This is a genomic window from Actinoplanes oblitus, from assembly GCF_030252345.1.
Taxonomy (GTDB): domain Bacteria; phylum Actinomycetota; class Actinomycetes; order Mycobacteriales; family Micromonosporaceae; genus Actinoplanes; species Actinoplanes oblitus.
The window spans coordinates 791,037-806,651 of sequence record NZ_CP126980.1 but is presented as its reverse complement, the minus strand read 5'-3'; the positions used below and the strand labels follow the sequence as shown (position 1 = coordinate 806,651).

At 70.4% G+C, this 15,615-nt stretch carries 13 protein-coding genes; 3 read left to right on the top strand and 10 right to left on the bottom strand.

Annotated elements, in window-relative coordinates:
* Nucleotides 1–740 precede the first annotated feature (740 nt).
* Entirely contained in the window at nucleotides 741–1,955 is a 1,215-nt protein-coding gene (locus Actob_RS03690) for an NADP-dependent isocitrate dehydrogenase (RefSeq protein WP_284918608.1), read from the bottom strand.
* Nucleotides 1,956–2,139: 184 nt separating this feature from the next.
* On the opposite strand from Actob_RS03690, the gene Actob_RS03685 reads away from it, so the two are divergent.
* Nucleotides 2,140–2,265 (top strand): hypothetical protein, encoded by a 126-nt coding sequence (locus Actob_RS03685; RefSeq protein ID WP_284918607.1) that lies wholly within the window; start codon nucleotides 2,140–2,142, stop codon nucleotides 2,263–2,265.
* 154 nt (nucleotides 2,266–2,419) lie between these two features.
* On the opposite strand, the gene purH is transcribed toward Actob_RS03685, so the two are convergent.
* From purH to Actob_RS03655, 6 genes are all read right to left on the bottom strand, one after another.
* Entirely contained in the window at nucleotides 2,420–3,982 is a 1,563-nt protein-coding gene (gene purH / locus Actob_RS03680; RefSeq protein WP_284918605.1) for a bifunctional phosphoribosylaminoimidazolecarboxamide formyltransferase/IMP cyclohydrolase, read from the bottom strand.
* Nucleotides 3,979–4,596 carry a phosphoribosylglycinamide formyltransferase gene (gene purN, locus Actob_RS03675; RefSeq protein WP_284918604.1) on the bottom strand — a complete coding sequence of 206 codons (618 nt, stop codon included), beginning with the start codon at nucleotides 4,594–4,596 and terminating at the stop codon, nucleotides 3,979–3,981. The genes purH and purN overlap by 4 nt, the downstream gene beginning before the upstream one ends.
* A 44-nt stretch (nucleotides 4,597–4,640) precedes the next feature.
* Nucleotides 4,641–6,116 carry a cell division protein PerM gene (locus Actob_RS03670; protein ID WP_284918603.1) on the bottom strand — a complete coding sequence of 492 codons (1,476 nt, stop codon included), beginning with the start codon at nucleotides 6,114–6,116 and terminating at the stop codon, nucleotides 4,641–4,643.
* A 111-nt stretch (nucleotides 6,117–6,227) separates the two neighbouring features.
* Nucleotides 6,228–7,109, bottom strand: a complete 882-nt coding sequence (gene sucD / locus Actob_RS03665; RefSeq protein WP_284918602.1) for a succinate--CoA ligase subunit alpha — start codon at nucleotides 7,107–7,109, stop codon at nucleotides 6,228–6,230.
* A gap of 4 nt (nucleotides 7,110–7,113) precedes the next feature.
* Nucleotides 7,114–8,292 (bottom strand): ADP-forming succinate--CoA ligase subunit beta, encoded by a 1,179-nt coding sequence (gene sucC / locus Actob_RS03660; protein ID WP_284918600.1) that lies wholly within the window; start codon nucleotides 8,290–8,292, stop codon nucleotides 7,114–7,116.
* Nucleotides 8,293–8,753: 461 nt separating this feature from the next.
* Nucleotides 8,754–9,158, bottom strand: a complete 405-nt coding sequence (locus Actob_RS03655) for a cobalamin B12-binding domain-containing protein (RefSeq protein WP_284918599.1) — start codon at nucleotides 9,156–9,158, stop codon at nucleotides 8,754–8,756.
* 383 nt (nucleotides 9,159–9,541) lie between these two features.
* On the opposite strand from Actob_RS03655, the gene Actob_RS03650 reads away from it, so the two are divergent.
* Nucleotides 9,542–10,297 carry a M23 family metallopeptidase gene (locus tag Actob_RS03650; RefSeq protein ID WP_284918598.1) on the top strand — a complete coding sequence of 252 codons (756 nt, stop codon included), beginning with the start codon at nucleotides 9,542–9,544 and terminating at the stop codon, nucleotides 10,295–10,297.
* A 123-nt stretch (nucleotides 10,298–10,420) separates the two neighbouring features.
* Complete coding sequence (locus Actob_RS03645; protein ID WP_284918597.1) at nucleotides 10,421–11,206, top strand: M23 family metallopeptidase; 786 nt, start codon at nucleotides 10,421–10,423, stop codon at nucleotides 11,204–11,206.
* Nucleotides 11,207–11,363: 157 nt separating this feature from the next.
* Here Actob_RS03645 and Actob_RS03640 read toward each other — a convergent pair whose 3' ends face one another.
* The 3 genes from Actob_RS03640 to pcrA form a co-directional block, all read right to left on the bottom strand.
* Entirely contained in the window at nucleotides 11,364–11,951 is a 588-nt protein-coding gene (locus Actob_RS03640) for an STAS domain-containing protein (protein WP_284918596.1), read from the bottom strand.
* Complete coding sequence (locus Actob_RS03635; RefSeq protein WP_284918595.1) at nucleotides 11,948–12,730, bottom strand: ATP-binding protein; 783 nt, start codon at nucleotides 12,728–12,730, stop codon at nucleotides 11,948–11,950. The genes Actob_RS03640 and Actob_RS03635 overlap by 4 nt, the downstream gene beginning before the upstream one ends.
* 373 nt (nucleotides 12,731–13,103) lie before the next feature.
* On the bottom strand, nucleotides 13,104–15,518 hold the full coding sequence (gene pcrA / locus Actob_RS03630; protein WP_284918594.1) for a DNA helicase PcrA: 2,415 nt from the start codon (nucleotides 15,516–15,518) through the stop codon (nucleotides 13,104–13,106).
* Nucleotides 15,519–15,615 lie beyond the last annotated feature (97 nt).

The following is a 15,615-nucleotide window of genomic DNA, read 5'->3' as shown; positions in this document are numbered from 1 at the left end:
CCACCGGCTGGCACTGGCGGTGGTATCCCGGTGCCGGACACCACCGTGAGGACCAGCCGGACAGCTGCAAAGCGACCGGCTGGCACTGGCGGTGGTATCCCGGTGCCGGACACCACCGTGGGCACCAGCCGGACAGCTGCAAAGCGACCGGCTGGCACTGGCGGTGGTGTCCCGGCGGTTGAGACCACCGTGGGTGCCAGCCGTTGTGTGTCGCGAATGCCGCTGGGGGTGCGGGCGGCGGAAAAGGGACCAGCGGGGGCCCGGGACAAGGCCCCCGCTGAAGGGGACGGCGAGCGGCGTACCCAAGCCCACCACCCGCACCACTAGGACAAACGAATCCTTCTACCCAGCGGTTACTATCCAGAAACATCCCTTTTTCGGGAAATTTCCGGCACGCCTGGCAGCCGAGCTCACGGCCGGACCCCAAGCGAAGGCCCACTGGCCCTCGAGACGGCCCGCCCGACGAACGGGCCGCAGGCGAAAGACCCAGCCGAACAAGCGGACCGCAAAACGAAAAGGCCCGCCGGCACCCCCCAGCCGAACAAGCGGACCGCAAGACCAGAAGGCCCACCAGCACCCCAGCCGAACAAGCGGACCGCAAAACGAAAAGGCCCGCCGGCACCCCCCAGCCGAACAAGCGGACCGCAAGACCAGAAGGCCCACCAGCACCCCAGCCGAACAAGCGGACCGCAAAACGAAAGGCCCGCCGGAATACCGGCGGGCCCTGTCGCGAGGCGAGATCAGGCGAGCTTGCGCGCCAGGTTCTCGTCGAGCGCGTTCATGAACTCGTCAGTGGTCAGCCACGGCGCGTCCTTGCTGATCAGCAGGGCGAGGTCCTTGGTCATCTGACCACCCTCGACGGTCTCGATGCAGACCTGCTCGAGCTTCTCGGCGAACTGGGTGACCTCCGGCGTCCCATCCAGCTTGCCGCGGTGCTTGAGACCGCCCGTCCACGCGAAGATCGACGCGATCGGGTTGGTCGAGGTCTTCTCGCCCTTCTGCCACTGCCGGTAGTGCCGGGTGACGGTGCCGTGCGCGGCCTCGGCCTCGACGGTCTGGCCGTCCGGCGTCATCAGGACCGAGGTCATCAGGCCGAGCGAGCCGAAGCCCTGCGCGACGGTGTCGGACTGCACGTCACCGTCGTAGTTCTTGCAGGCCCAGACGTAGCCACCCTCCCACTTGAGCGCGGCGGCGACCATGTCGTCGATCAGCCGGTGCTCGTAGGTGATGCCGGCGGCCTTGAAGTCCTCGGCGAACTCGGTCTCGAAGATCTCCGCGAACAGGTCCTTGAAGCGGCCGTCGTAGGCCTTCAGGATGGTGTTCTTGGTGGACAGGTAGACCGGGTAGTTGCGGGCCAGGCCGTACCGGAACGAGGCGCGCGCGAAGTCGCGGATCGACTCGTCGAAGTTGTACATGGCCATGCCGACGCCGCCGGCCGGGAAGTCGGCCACGTGCATCTCGATCGGCTCCGAGCCGTCCTCAGGGGTGAAGGTGACGGTCATCTTGCCCTTGCTGGGCGCGACGAAGTCGGAGGCCTTGTACTGGTCGCCGTGGGCGTGCCGGCCGATGATGATCGGCTTGGTCCAGCTCGGTACCAGGCGGGGTACGTTCTTCAGGATGATCGGCTCGCGGAAGACCACGCCGCCGAGGATGTTGCGGATGGTGCCGTTCGGCGACCGCCACATCTTCTTCAGGCCGAACTCCTGAACCCGCGCCTCGTCCGGGGTGATGGTGGCGCACTTGACGCCGACGCCGTGCCGCTTGATGGCGTTGGCGGAGTCGATCGTCACCTGGTCGTCGGTCTCGTCCCGGTACTGGATGCCGAGGTCGTAGTACTCGAGGTTGACGTCGAGGTAGGGCAGGATCAGCTGCTCACGGATCTGCTTCCAGATGATCCGGGTCATCTCGTCGCCGTCGATCTCGACGACCGGGTTCTTGACCTTGATTTTCGCCATCGGCCGGCGCTCCTCTCCCGAAACACATGCTTAGCAGTACGAGCGTACTGCCCGCCCACTGAAGATCGCCGGGCGGCCCCGAACTGGTGATCTGCCTCTACCATCCCAGGCGATGAAGATCCGGCGTGGCGATCAGCGATACCAGCCCCGACATGGCGGCCACCCCTTCCCGACCCTGCGCCCAGTGTCACGCTTCGCCGGCCTGTTCACCGCCGCCCTCGCCTTCTACGCGGCGACCCGGGAGCACTTCCAGCGGGCGGCGTCGGCGTCCGCGTGCTGGTCGGCGCGGCGTTCCGCCTGGGTGCGCTGATCACGGCGGTCACGGTCGCCGGTTGACCAGGTGCACTGCGCTTTCGGTACGGCGCGAGCACCGCTCGGACCAGGACCGCCGGGCGGGTTGCTGACCGCGTACCGGAAAGCAGGCGGCGCCGGACCGCGAGCGGTCCGGCGCCGGGAAGCGGACCTCAGTGGTAGAAGTGCCGGGTGCCGGTCAGGTAGACGGTGAGGCCGGCCTTCTCCGCGGCCTCGATCACCAGGTTGTCCCGGATCGAGCCACCGGGCTGGACCACCGCCTTGACGCCGGCTTCGATCAGCACCTCCAGGCCGTCCGGGAACGGGAAGAACGCGTCGGAGGCGGCCACGCTGCCGGCCGCCCGGTCGGCGCCGGCCCGGGAGACCGCCAGTTTCGCCGAGTCGACCCGGTTGACCTGGCCCATCCCGACGCCGACCGTGGCGCCGTCGCTGGCCAGCAGGATCGCGTTGCTCTTCACGCTCCGGATCGCCCGCCACGCGAAGACCAGGTCCTCGAGCACCTCGGGGGCGGCCGGGGCGCCGGTGGCGAGGGTCCAGTTCGCCGGGTCGTCGCCGTCGGCGTCGATCCGGTCGGCCAGCTGCACCAGCACGCCGCCGCCGACCTGCTTGATCTCCGCGGGCGGCGGGTTCCAGGCGGGGGCGACCAGGACGCGCAGGTTCTTCTTCTCCTGGAGCAGGGCGAGGGCGTCGGGCGCGTAGGCCGGCGCCACGATCACCTCGGTGAAGATCTCCGCGACCTGCTTCGCCAGCTCGAGGGTGACCTCCTGGTTGACGGCGATCACGCCGCCGAACGCGGAGACCGGGTCGCACTCGTGCGCCTTGCGGTGCGCCTCGGCCACGTCCGCGCCGATCGCCACGCCGCACGGGTTGGCGTGCTTGATGATCGCCACGGCCGGGTCGGTGAAGTCGTTCGCGGTACGCCAGGCGGCGTCCGCGTCGACGTAGTTGTTGTAGGACATCTCCTTGCCGTTGAGCTGCTCGGCCTGCGCGAGCCCGGCCGGCGCGTTCGGGTCGACGTAGAGCGCGGCCCGCTGGTGCGGGTTCTCGCCGTACCGGAGGGTGTCCTGCTTCTTCAGGGCGAGGCCGGTGAACTCCGGCCACTCGGCGCCGGCGACCAGCGTGGACGCGGTCCAGTTCGCCACCGCGATGTCGTACTCGGCGATGTTGATGAACGCCGTGGACGCCAGCATCTTGCGCTGCGCCAGGGTGAAGCCGCCGTCCCGCAGAGCGGCGAGGATCAGCGGGTAGCCGTCGGTCGAGACGACCACGGCCACCGACGCGTGGTTTTTCGCCGCCGCGCGGACCATCGCCGGCCCACCGATGTCGATCTTGGCGATGCACTCCTCCTCGCCGGCCCCCGAGGCGACCGTCTCGGAGAACGGGTAGAGGCTGCTCACCAGCAGGTCGAAGGGCTCGATCCGGTGCTCGGACAGCTCCGCCACGTGGCTGTCCAGCCGCATGTCGGCGAGCAGCCCGCCGTGCACCTTCGGGTGCAGGGTCTTCACCCGGTCGCTGAGGATCTCCGGGAAGCCGGTCAGGTCCTCGACCCGGGTCACCGGCACGCCGGCTTTCTCCACGGTGGTGGCGGTGGAGCCGGTCGAGACGACCTCCACCCCGGCGGCGTGCAGAGCCTGGGCGAGCTCGACGATCCCCGCCTTGTCCCACACGCTCAGCAGCGCCCGCTTGATCGGGCGGCGCCCCTCGTCGGCAGTCACGGAATCCGTACCTTCCTGTTCTCGATGGTCCAGCCGTCCCGGACCAGCCGGCCGACGAACTCGACCAGCTGGGCCCGCTCGGCCACCTTGATCCGCTCGGTCAGCGTCTCCTCCGTGTCGTCGTCGAGCACGGGGACACTGACCTGGGCGATGATCGGTCCGGTGTCGACACCGGCGTCGACGAAGAAGAGGGTCGCGCCGGCCAGCTTCACGCCGTAGGCGAGCGCGTCGCGCGGGCCGTGGATGCCGGGGAACGCCGGCAGCAGCGCGTTGTGCGTGTTGATGTACCGGTCGCCGAACGCGTCCAGGAACTGCTTGCCGACCAGTTTCAGGAAGCCGGCCGAGATCACCAGGTCGGGGCGGTGGGCGGCGACGTGCCCGGTGAGGGCGGCGTCCCAGTCGTCCCGGGTCGGGTAGGCCTTCACCGCGTCGACGAAAGTGGGAATCCCGGCCGCGGCGGCGATCTCGAGACCGGCGATGCCGTCCCGGTCCGCGCCGACGGCGACCACCTCGGCGCCGTAGGCCGGATCACGTGTCGCTTCGAGAAGGGCTTGCAGGTTACTGCCCGATCCGGAGATCAGGACGACCAGGCGGGCGGGCGCGGGGTCAGTCACCTGTGCACCCTATCCGGGCTGCGCCTACTTCCGGATTCTGGGGCTTACTTCCGGCCTTTGGGGCGACGCGGGGCGTGGAAGGCGCGGGCCGCCGACGCCCCGGCCAGCACCGAGACGGCGGCCACGATCGCGGCGACCAGACCCACCTGCCCGGCGACCGGCCCGATCTCGGCCAGCCGGCCGCCGCCGACCGGTCCACCGGACGCCCGGGCGAGGACCGCCATCGCCAGCCCGGCCACCGGACCGGCCAGCAGGCTCGCGCCGACCAGCAGCGACCAGGCCGGCTCCGGCCCGTCCGCGCCGGACCCGCGGCCCGGCCCCCAGGCGTGCGCCCGCCCGTAGCGCAGCCGCTGGGTGAGACCCCAGCCGGCCGCCCCGCCGGCGATCACCGGGAGCATCAGCAGCAGCGTGCCGGCCGCGCCGATCGGCCCGTCCGGCAGGCCGGCCAGCAGCGGCAGGGCGGGCAGGTCACCGACGGTGAACTCGGTGAGCCGGATCACCGAGCCGACGCCCAGCGCGAAACCCGGCCCGAGCAGGTAGGCGGTGGCCCAGATCGCGGCGTTCGCCGCGTAGGCCACGCTGATCAGGGTGATCCCGGCCCGGCCGGCCACCCCGGTGTGATAGGCGGAGAGGACCTTCGCGGCGTCGCCACCGCCGAGCGCCATCGACAGGCCGCCGACCGCCGCGCCCGCGCCGACCATCAAGAAGACCGCGACCAGGCCGGTCCGCACCCCGTGCCGCAGCACCGGCGGCACCCGGCGGGCCAGGGTGGTCACCGCGTCGCTGCCGCGCACCGCGCCGATCAGTGCGCCGGCCAGGCCGAGGACCAGGAAGTGCCACGCGGCGCCGGCGGTGGAGACCTGGGTGCCGCGGCCATCGGTGAGCTGGGCGGTCAGGCCACCGATTCCGGCGTACGCCACCCCCACGCCCGTGGCCACCAGCAGCGCCGACCGGATCGACCCGGTACGCCGCGCCCCGATCGCCCGGACCACGTGCAGCCCGGCCCGGTTGAGCCGCCACACCACCAGCACGGTGAGCAGCAGCGGGGCGAGCCCGAGCGAGCCGAGCGAGGTGCCGATCGGCACGCCATGCCCGAGCAGCCAGGCGGCAGCCCCGGCCCGGGCCGCGCCGAGCAGCCCGCCGGCCCCCTCGAGAGTCCGGGCCAGCCCGAGCACCGCGGCGACCGGCAGGTAGGTGAGCAGCGCGGCCCACAGCGTGGCGAAGAGCACCGCCACCGGCAGCGGCGCGCCCCGGCGGGACTCCGGCCGGCGCGGGCCGGGCACCCGGACGGTCTCCCGCCGGCCGAGCATCGCCTCGTCGACGACGACGGTGTCCCGGTTCTCCTCGTCCCGGTCCGGCGGGACCTCCAGCGCCTCGGTGTCCCGCACCCCGGGCCGCAGCGCCTCGGTGTCCCGGGCCCCGGGCCGCAGCGGCTCGGTGTCCCGCACCACGGATTGCAGCGCCTCGGCGACCGCGAACGGGTCCTCCGAGCCGCCGGGACGGTCGGTTGTGCTGGACATCGCGACTACCTTGTCACGCCGCGGCGCTCACGGCGATGCAGAAACAGCGGCGCGCCGCCGATCGGGTCGCATCGACCTGATCGACGGCGCGCCGTCCGTGCCGTGCCGTACTCAGCTCATGACCTCGCGCATGAGCCGCGCGGTCTCGCTCGGCGTCTTGCCGACCTTGACGCCGGCCGCCTCCAACGCGGCCTTCTTCGCGTCGGCGGTGCCGGCCGAGCCGGAGATGATCGCGCCGGCGTGCCCCATGGTCTTGCCGGGCGGGGCGGTGAAGCCGGCGATGTAGCCGACCACCGGCTTGGTCACGTTGGCCTTGATGAACTCGGCCGCCCGCTCCTCGGCGTCGCCACCGATCTCACCGATCATGACGATCGCGTCGGTCTCCGGGTCCTCCTGGAACGCCTTCAGCGCGTCGATGTGCGTGGTGCCGATGATCGGGTCACCACCGATGCCGACAGCCGTCGAGAAGCCGAACTCGCGCAGCTCGTACATGAGCTGGTAGGTCAGCGTGCCGCTCTTGCTGACCAGGCCGATCCGGCCGTGCGGGGTGATGTCGGCCGGGATGATGCCGGCGTTCGACGCGCCGGGCGAGGCGATGCCCGGGCAGTTCGGCCCGATGATCCGGGTCTTCTGCCCCTTGGCGACGTTGTACGCCCAGAAGGACGCCGAGTCCTGCACCGGTACGCCCTCGGTGATCACCACGGCGAGCGGGATCTCGGCGTCGATCGCCTCGACCACCGCGGCCTTGGTGAACGCCGGCGGCACGAAGATCACCGACACGTCGGCGCCGGTCTCCTTGATCGCCTCCGCGACGGTGGCGAAGACCGGCAGCTCGGTGCCGTCGAAGTCCACCTTGGTGCCGGCCTTGCGCGGATTCACGCCGCCGACCACCTGGGTGCCCGCGGCGAGCATCCGCTTGGTGTGCTTCGAGCCCTCACCACCGGTGATGCCCTGGACGATGACCTTGGAGTCCTTGGTGAGCCAGATAGCCATTAGTTCACTTCCCCGCAGCCGCGAGCTCGGCGGCGCGCTCGGCCGCTCCGTCCATCGTGTCGACCCGCTCGACCAGCGGGTTGTTGGCACCGTCGAGGATGGCGCGGCCGGCCTCGGCGTTGTTGCCGTCGAGACGCACCACGAGCGGCTTGGTGACCGTCTCGCCGCGCTCGGCGAGCAGGGCCAGGGCCTGGATGATGCCGTTGGCCACCGCGTCGCAGGCGGTGATGCCGCCGAAGACGTTCACGAAGACCGACTTCACCGACGGGTCGCCGAGGACGATCTCCAGGCCGTTCGCCATCACCTGGGCGCTCGCGCCACCACCGATGTCGAGGAAGTTGGCCGGCTTGACGTTGCCGTGCCGCTCACCGGCGTACGCGACCACGTCCAGGGTCGACATGACCAGGCCCGCGCCGTTGCCGATGATGCCGACCTCGCCGTCGAGCTTGACGTAGTTGAGGTTCTTGGCCTTGGCCGCCTGCTCGATCGGGTCGACGGCGGACTTGTCCTCGAGCGCCTCGTGGTCGGGGTGCCGGAAGCCGGCGTTCTCGTCCAGGGTGACCTTGGCGTCGAGCGCCAGCACCCGGCCGTCGCCGACCTTGGCCAGCGGGTTGACCTCGACCAGCAGGGCGTCCTCGGCGACGAACGCCTGCCACAGCTTCACCGCGATGTCGACGACCTGGTCGGCGACGTCGGCCGGGAACTTGGCGGCGGTGACGATCTCCCGCGCCTTCGCCTCGTCCACGCCCTTGCTCGCGTCGATCGCGATCTTGGCGACCCGGTCCGGGTCCTCCTCGGCGACCGTCTCGATCTCCATACCGCCGGCGACGCTGGCGATGCAGAGGAACGTCCGGTTCGCGCGGTCCAGCAGGTAGGAGAAGTAGTACTCCTCCTTGATGTCGGCCGTCTCGGCCAGCATCACCTTGTGGACCGTGTGGCCCTTGATGTCCATGCCCAGGATGTCGGTCGCGCGGGCCTCGGCCTCGTCCGCGCCGTCGGCCAGCTTGACGCCGCCGGCCTTACCGCGGCCGCCGACCTTGACCTGCGCCTTGACGACGACCTTGCCGCCCAGCCGCTCGGCGATCGCCCGGGCTTCCTGCGGGGTCTCGGCGACGCCGCCGCCCAGCACGGGCAGCCCGTGCCGTTCGAACAGGTCGCGCCCCTGATACTCGAACAGGTCCACGTGTCTCCTTTCGCTCGCGACGCCAAGCGCCGGCAAGCCGCACCATTGCGTCCCGACCTGTTGTGTGCGCGGCGCGTCGCAGCGGCGCCGCCAGCGTGAGGATCGTCCGGCCATCCGGAAATGGCCGTCACCCGCAGACTAGCGACCGAATCGGCCCCCGTGCCCTCGCGGGTACACGGTGTGCAAGACCACACACTGGAGGGACGAAATCGCAGCTCCGGGACGGTCGGGACGACTGGGCGAGGAGTGACGGCGGTGACTTCCCGGGAACTGGTCAGAAAAAGTCACCGGAGCGCGCGTAACCCCGCGGAGAAGGGCGTCGTTGAGTGTGATGTCAGCGAGGTGCTACACGGGCCCGCGGATGAGAACGGCCGATGCCCTGTCGGTCGAGGGGTGGCGGCGGGGCATCGCGCATGGAGAGGCCGGACGTGTGAGGGGTGCGTCCGGCCTCTCCCCTTTGCTCACGCGACCTGGGTCCCCACATTGGCGCGAACCCATTCGATGATGGACGCCGTGGTAGCACCCGGCGTGAATACCTTGGCTACCCCGAGTGATTCCAATTCCGTGATGTCATCCTCCGGAATGATGCCGCCGCCGAATACCACGATGTCCGCGGCATCACGCTCCGCCAACAGTTCCATCACTCGCCGGAACAACGTCATGTGGGCGCCGGAGAGGATGGACAGGCCAACGGCGTCGGCGTCCTCCTGAATCGCGGTCTCGACGATCTGCTCGGGCGTCTGATGCAGCCCGGTGTAGACGACTTCCATGCCGGCGTCGCGCAGCGCCCGGGCGACCACCTTGGCTCCCCGGTCGTGCCCGTCCAGCCCGGGCTTGGCGACGACGACCCTGATCCGTGCTTGCATGCTGACCCCTCCACGCCGGGGACCTCGACGTCCCACCTGAACGAACGGTAACCCGCGCCACCGGCCCCCGGGTAGCGCCTCCGGCCGCGACACGGCCCAGTAATGGTTACCCCGGTCACATTACTTTCCGTTTTCTGAGCGATCACGCACCGTCGCTAAATTGCCCCTAAGGAAAGGTGGCCAATTCGGACAATAGCTGATCAATACCGGCGTGGAACTGTCACGAAAATGGCGCTGCGACTTGTGACCCGGCGGTCGTTTCGTTACCGTGGCCACGGCTGTCGCACAGGTTCACCCCCCAGCGACCGCCCGGCCAACACTCGTTAACCGCTTGCGCGGGGCCATGAGCGTGCCGCCGCAATGCCACCGACGGAGGGTCCTTCGTGCGCCAGCGCTTGTCGTCTGAGCCGGATCGCTATCGCGGCCGACGCCGCGTTCCGACCCCGCCGCGCAGCCGCTACGCCGCAGTCGTCACCTCCGCCTTCGTCGGCGCCGGTGTGGTCGCCCTCGGCGCGGCCTCCAACCTCCCGGACGCCAAGACGGTCAGCCCGGACGTCCTGTCCAGCCTCGACAAGTCCCAGGTCGCCACGGACGCGCTGCAGAGCCGCGCCGGCGACGCGAACCGCGCCTCCCGCTCGGAAAACCGTGGCACCGCCGCCAAGGCGGCCAGCAAGCTGAGCGACGAGCAGGCCGCCGCCGAGGTCTACCTGCTCCCCCTGGACGACTACCAGTTCACGTCGGCGTTCGGCGTCCGGTTCGGCAAGCTGCACGCCGGCATCGACCTGGCCGCCCCGGACGGGACCCCGTACAAGTCGATCCACGCCGGCACGGTGACCGCCGCCGGTTACAACGGCGGTTACGGCTACTCGATCACCGTTCAGCAGGACGACGGCACCGAGGTCATCTACGCCCACTCCCGGCGGCTGCTGGTCAAGAAGGGCGATGCCGTCAAGGCCGGTCAGGTGATCGGCGAGGTGGGCAACACCGGTTATTCGTACGGGACCCACCTGCACCTCGAGATCCACGTCGGCGGCAAGCCGGTCGACCCGATCACCTTCCTCAAGCCGCACGGCGTGGACATCCAGCTCCAGATGGAGTCGGTGTACGCGGGCATGGCCGCCGCCGAGGCCGCTTCCTGACCCCTCCGGGTACCACCCGGTTGCGGCTCGGTTGAACCGGCCGCCCACCCCCTCAGCGCATCCCGCCCCGGGCCGACAGAACCGTGTCAGCACTGATCACGGACGTCGGGAGGGGAGTCGCGCGTGCGGCAGACTTCGGCATCGGGCAGCACCGGTCGGCACCGCCAGGAACGTCTCCACCGGCACCGTGCCCCGGCCTTCCCGGCCCTGTTCGCCAGCCGCGGCCGCTCCGCGGTCTCGCTCACCGCGCTGACCGCCACCCTGGCCACCGGGATCGGCGCGGCCAGCGCCAGCGCCTCGGCGGCCGACCACACCTCGGACGAGAAGCACACCGCCGCGCACGCCCCGGCCGCGCTGCCGATCGTCCCGCCGGCCGATGACGAGGCCCCGGCCAAGACGCACCTCCGGCAACCGGCCGCGCACCGCGCCGCCGTCGTGCCGGCCACGGTCCAGCGCAAGGCGAAACCGCTCCCGCGGGAGGAGCGGACGACAGCCGTCGCCGGCGGCGCCGCCTGGGTGAACCCGAACCCGACCGCCCGGGTCACGTCGTGCTTCGGCCAGCGCTGGGGCCGGCTGCACGCCGGTGTCGACCTGGCCGCCGCGGACGGCACCCCGATCGTCGCGGCCGGCGCCGGCGTGGTGGTGGCCGCCGGGATGGCCCAGGGGTACGGCAACGCCGTCCTGATCGACCACGGCGACGGCTGGCTCACCCATTACGGCCACCTGTCCCGGATCGCCGTGACCGTGGGCGAGAGCGTCCGGGCCGGGCAGCGGATCGGCGACGAGGGCTCCACCGGGCACTCGACAGGCCCGCACCTGCACTTCGAGGTGCACCAGGGGCACTACAAGAACCCGGTCGAGCCGACCGCGTGGATGCGCGAGCACGGTGTCGACATCCCCGGCTGCTAGCTGCAGGTTGCCGAGCCGCTAATGCCTGGCCTCGCGTGGGTGGCCTTCAGCAGGTCCGATCGGGCCCCTGCTCGACCTGCGCCATGGGTCTCGCGACGAAGATCAGCGCCACCTAGCTCAAGGCGTCAAGAGGAATGCCCTGCTCATCGTGTCCATGTCACGGCAGGTCAGAGCGTTCACGCGCTTCGAGATCACGCTCGCGTTGGTTGGCCCTGTCCTCGCGGATGTCTTCCCACCGTTGGTGATCGTTGATCTGGCGGTCGCGTTCGTCGGCGGCGCGGTCGCGTTCGTCGGCCGCGCGGTCGCGTTCGTCGGCCGCGCGGCCGCGTTCGTCGGCCGTGGAGTGGCGGGCCGGATCGGCAGTAGGGATGTGAGCAGGAGGCTGGTCGTCGTCGCGGTACTGGGAGCCGCTGTCGTCGTCAATCAACAGGTCGGTGACGCCGCAGGTGTCCAGCAGCCAGACGAGACACGATGGCGGACGGCGCAGGGTCAGGGTGATGCCGTTGCGGATGCTGATGTCGTGAACGTCCAGCAGGATGCGCAGGCCAGCTACATCGATGAAGGCGAGCTCGCTGAGGTCGAGGACGATGTGCCGGAGGGTGGCGTCGATGGTGTCGACGATGAAGTCCGGCATCCAGTATCTCGCCATCAGGTCGAATTCACCAGACAAGATAATGGTCACGGTCGACGCCGTGCGATGCATCCGGGCACCGCGTGGAAGCCGGCCGGGGGAATCGTCTGTCACGACATCTCCTTCCCGCCGATGGCGAGGGTGGCCCAGACGATCTTGCCGCCCCCGCAATGCACGGCGCCCCAGGCGGTGGCGGCGGCGTCAACGACCCACAGGCCCGCGCCGCGTCGCATCGGCCGTTGCCCTCGCAACGGCCTCGCGGCGGGGCGGGGCAGTTGCCGCGCCTGGTCCTGCACGGCCAGGTGAAGTACGTCACCGCGCAGCGTGACCGCGACGCCGAAGGCGGCGCGGACGTGTTCGACAGCGTTGGTGGCCAGCTCGCTGATGATCAGCTGTGCTGGGTAGCGGAGCCGCGGCAGTCGCAACCCGTCGCACAGATCTCTCACCATGCCGCGGGCCAGCCTGACGGAGGCCGGGTCCGCCGGCAACGGCCGCGTACGGCGCTGGGGCCATATCGGCTGCCGTGGGCCGGCCGCGCGAGCGGCGTCGAGTGATACGGCGATCGTCACACCGCCGGCAGTGCCGGACAGGCGGTGCCGCAGGCGCGGCGTCGGCGCGCACATGACCACGTCGACCGGCGGGGTCCGCTCGCGGGCGTACTGGTGCGCGATCTGCCACGTCGTCAGGGACTCGCCAGCGGGATCCGACAGCCGGGCTACGTCGATGAGAAGCAAGCGGGGCGTCTCGGCCACACACATCCGCAACGTCTGCGCCATCGCCGTGCGTACCTGCGGGTCCCAGGACCCGTGCACGGACACCTCCGTCACACCGGTGTCAGGGTTGTTGGCGCAGCTGATATGGGAATCTTCGGGAACCAGATAGCCGGTATCCATATCAAGACCACCAAATCCAGATCATCGCGCATGATGCCTGACATCCAGCAGTCTTCTCCTCAAGACGCCCATAGTGAAGGGCTCATAGGCCTCGGGCGCACCGATCACTCGGGTATCCCGCCGAGCCGGCCGACCCGCTGGATGCCGTCAGGGTGGGGTGCTCGGCAGGTCCGCCGGGCTACGTGTCACCCGTTCCGGTGGTCCGCCGGGGCCGCGCGGCGTGGAGGAACGCATGAGAAGCGGCGGTTTCGCAAGTCACTGAGAGGTGGCGCCAACCGGCTGAAGGACCGGACTCCTCAATCATGGCAGCCGCTGCCGCGCCGATGTCCGACCGGATGGTCGACGCGAACCTCCGCGGCTCACCGGCAACGGCCTAGATCTTCTCGATCGGGGCGTGCCGGAGGATCAGCCACATCACCTGGTCGCCGAAGTCGATCTGGGCACGGGCGCCCGGCCCCTGCCCCTCGACCACCACCACCCGGCCCAGGCCGTAACGCTGGTGGTTGACCCGGTCGCCGGGCGCCACCTTCGGTGCCTGTTTCAGCTCGCTGGCGGTGGCCAGCTTGCTGGCGTCGATGCCGAGCCGCTCGGCGATGCGCTGCGCCTTGGGCGTGCCACCGGCGAAGCCGCCACCGCGCTGGCGGTCGCCGCCACCGCGGCCACCCACCCCGCCGCCGGTGCCCGACCAGGACGTGTACGACCCGCCGGTCCGCTCCCACCGCACCAGCTCGGCCGGCAGCTCGTCGGTGAACCGGGACGGCGGGTTGTACTGCGGCTGGCCCCAGGCCGACCGGGTGACAGCGCGGGACAGGTAGAGCCGCTGGCGGGCCCGGGTGATCCCCACGTAGGCCAGCCGGCGCTCCTCCTCCAACTCGGCGTTGTCGGACATCGCCCGCATGTGCGGGAACACGCCGTCCTCCAGGCCGGTCAGGAAGACCACCGGGAACTCCAGGCCTTTCGCCGTGTGCAGCGTCATCAGGGTGACCACGCCCTGATGGTCGGGGTCGTCGCTGGGGATCTGGTCGGCGTCGGCGACCAGTGCCACCTGCTCCAGGAACCCGGCCAGAGTCGCCGTCTCCTCCTGCGACTCGACCCGCTCGGTGTACTCGCGGGCGACGCTGACCAGCTCCTGGAGGTTCTCCACCCGGCCCTGGTCCTGCGGGTCGAGGCTCTCCTCCAGCTCGCTGAGCAGGCCGGAACGCTGCAGCACCGCCTCCAGCACCTCCTCCGGCGGCACGATCAGCGCCATCTCCCGCAGGTCGTCGAGCAGCTGCACGAAGTCACCGATGCTGTTCGCCGCGCGGGTGGAGATGCCCGGCGCCGACCGCGCGTGCCGCAGCGCCTGGCCGAACGAGATCCGGTCCCGGTTCGACAGCGCCTCCACGCACGCCTCGGCCCGGTCGCCGATCCCGCGTTTCGGCGTGTTCAGCACCCGGCGGACGCTCACCGTGTCGTCCTCGTTCACCACCGCCCGCAGGTAGGCCAGCGCGTCGCGGACCTCCTTGCGCTCGTAGAAGCGCACCCCGCCGACCACCTTGTAGGGCAGGCCGACCCGGATGAACACCTCCTCGAACACCCGGGACTGGTTGTTGGTGCGGTAGAAGACGGCCACGTCGCCGGGCCGCACCTGGTGCCGGTCGGTCAGCCGGTCGATCTCCCGGGCCACCCAGTCGGCCTCGGCGTGCTCGGTGTCGGCGACGTACCCCACGATCTGCTCGCCGGCGCCCTGGTCGCTCCAGAGGCGTTTGGGCTTGCGCGAGGTGTTCCGGTCGATCACCGCGTTGGCCGCGGACAGGATGGTCTGGGTGGAGCGGTAGTTCTGCTCCAGCAGGATGGTGCGGGCGTCCGGGTAGTCGCGCTCGAACTCCAGGATGTTGCGGATCGTCGCGCCGCGGAACGCGTAGATCGACTGGTCGGCGTCACCGACGACGCAGAGCTCCGACGGGTCCTCGGTGCCGACCAGCTCGCGGATCAGCGTGTACTGCGCGTGGTTGGTGTCCTGGTACTCGTCGACTAGGACGTGCCGGAACCGCCGGCGGTACGCCTCGGCGACCAGCGGGTGCGACTGGAACAGGTGCACCACTGCCATGATGATGTCGTCGAAGTCCAGCGCGTACGCCTCCTTCAGGCGGCGCTGGTAGAGCTCGTAGGCCTCGGCGACGGCCCGCTCGTTCGGCCCCTTCGCCCGCTGCTTGAACTCCTCCGGGTCGACCAGCTCGTTCTTCAGGTTCGACACCTGGGCGGCGAGGCCGCGCGCGGTGTAACGCTTCGGGTCCAGGTCCAGCTCGCGGGCCACCAGCTGCATCAACCGGCGCGAGTCGTCCGCGTCGTAGATGGAGAAGGTGCTCTTCAGCCCGGCGTGCTCGTGCTCGGCACGCAGGATCCGGACACATGCCGAGTGGAACGTCGACACCCACATCAACCGGGCGCGCGGGCCGACCAGATGGGCCACCCGCTCCTTCATCTCGCCGGCCGCCTTGTTGGTGAACGTGATCGCGATGATCTCGCCGGGATGCACGTCCCGCTTGGCCAGCAGGTAGGCGATCCGGTGGGTGAGCACCCGGGTCTTGCCCGAGCCCGCACCCGCCACGATCAGCAGCGGGCCACCGGCGTGGGTGACGGCGTCGCGCTGAGGGCCGTTCAGCCCCTCGAGCAGCGCTTCCGGGTCGACGGCGGGACGCGGCGCACGCGTGGCCACCGGCGCCGGCGGCCTGCCGACGGGGGCCGGCGGGACCACCGTGGGCAGCGCGAACAGGGCGTTGTCGGAAGGTTCTGAAGAAGGTCGCATCGCGGGAGCCAGTGTATGCCGCCCCTCCGACAGGAAATCGCGCCGAGGCGGCCGGCGCATCGGTGTGCGGCAATTGACTTGTCACCTGGAAGTGGTG

Coding starts and splice junctions, on each gene's coding strand:
- Actob_RS03690 (WP_284918608.1), bottom strand. CDS start 1,955: ATGGCGAAAATCAAGGTCAAGAACCCGGTCGTCGAGATCGACGGCGAC.
- sucD (WP_284918602.1), bottom strand. CDS start 7,109: ATGGCTATCTGGCTCACCAAGGACTCCAAGGTCATCGTCCAGGGCATC.
- Actob_RS03635 (WP_284918595.1), bottom strand. CDS start 12,730: ATGGATACCGGCTATCTGGTTCCCGAAGATTCCCATATCAGCTGCGCC.
- Actob_RS03670 (WP_284918603.1), bottom strand. CDS start 6,116: ATGTCCAGCACAACCGACCGTCCCGGCGGCTCGGAGGACCCGTTCGCG.
- pcrA (WP_284918594.1), bottom strand. CDS start 15,518: ATGCGACCTTCTTCAGAACCTTCCGACAACGCCCTGTTCGCGCTGCCC.
- Actob_RS03655 (WP_284918599.1), bottom strand. CDS start 9,158: ATGCAAGCACGGATCAGGGTCGTCGTCGCCAAGCCCGGGCTGGACGGG.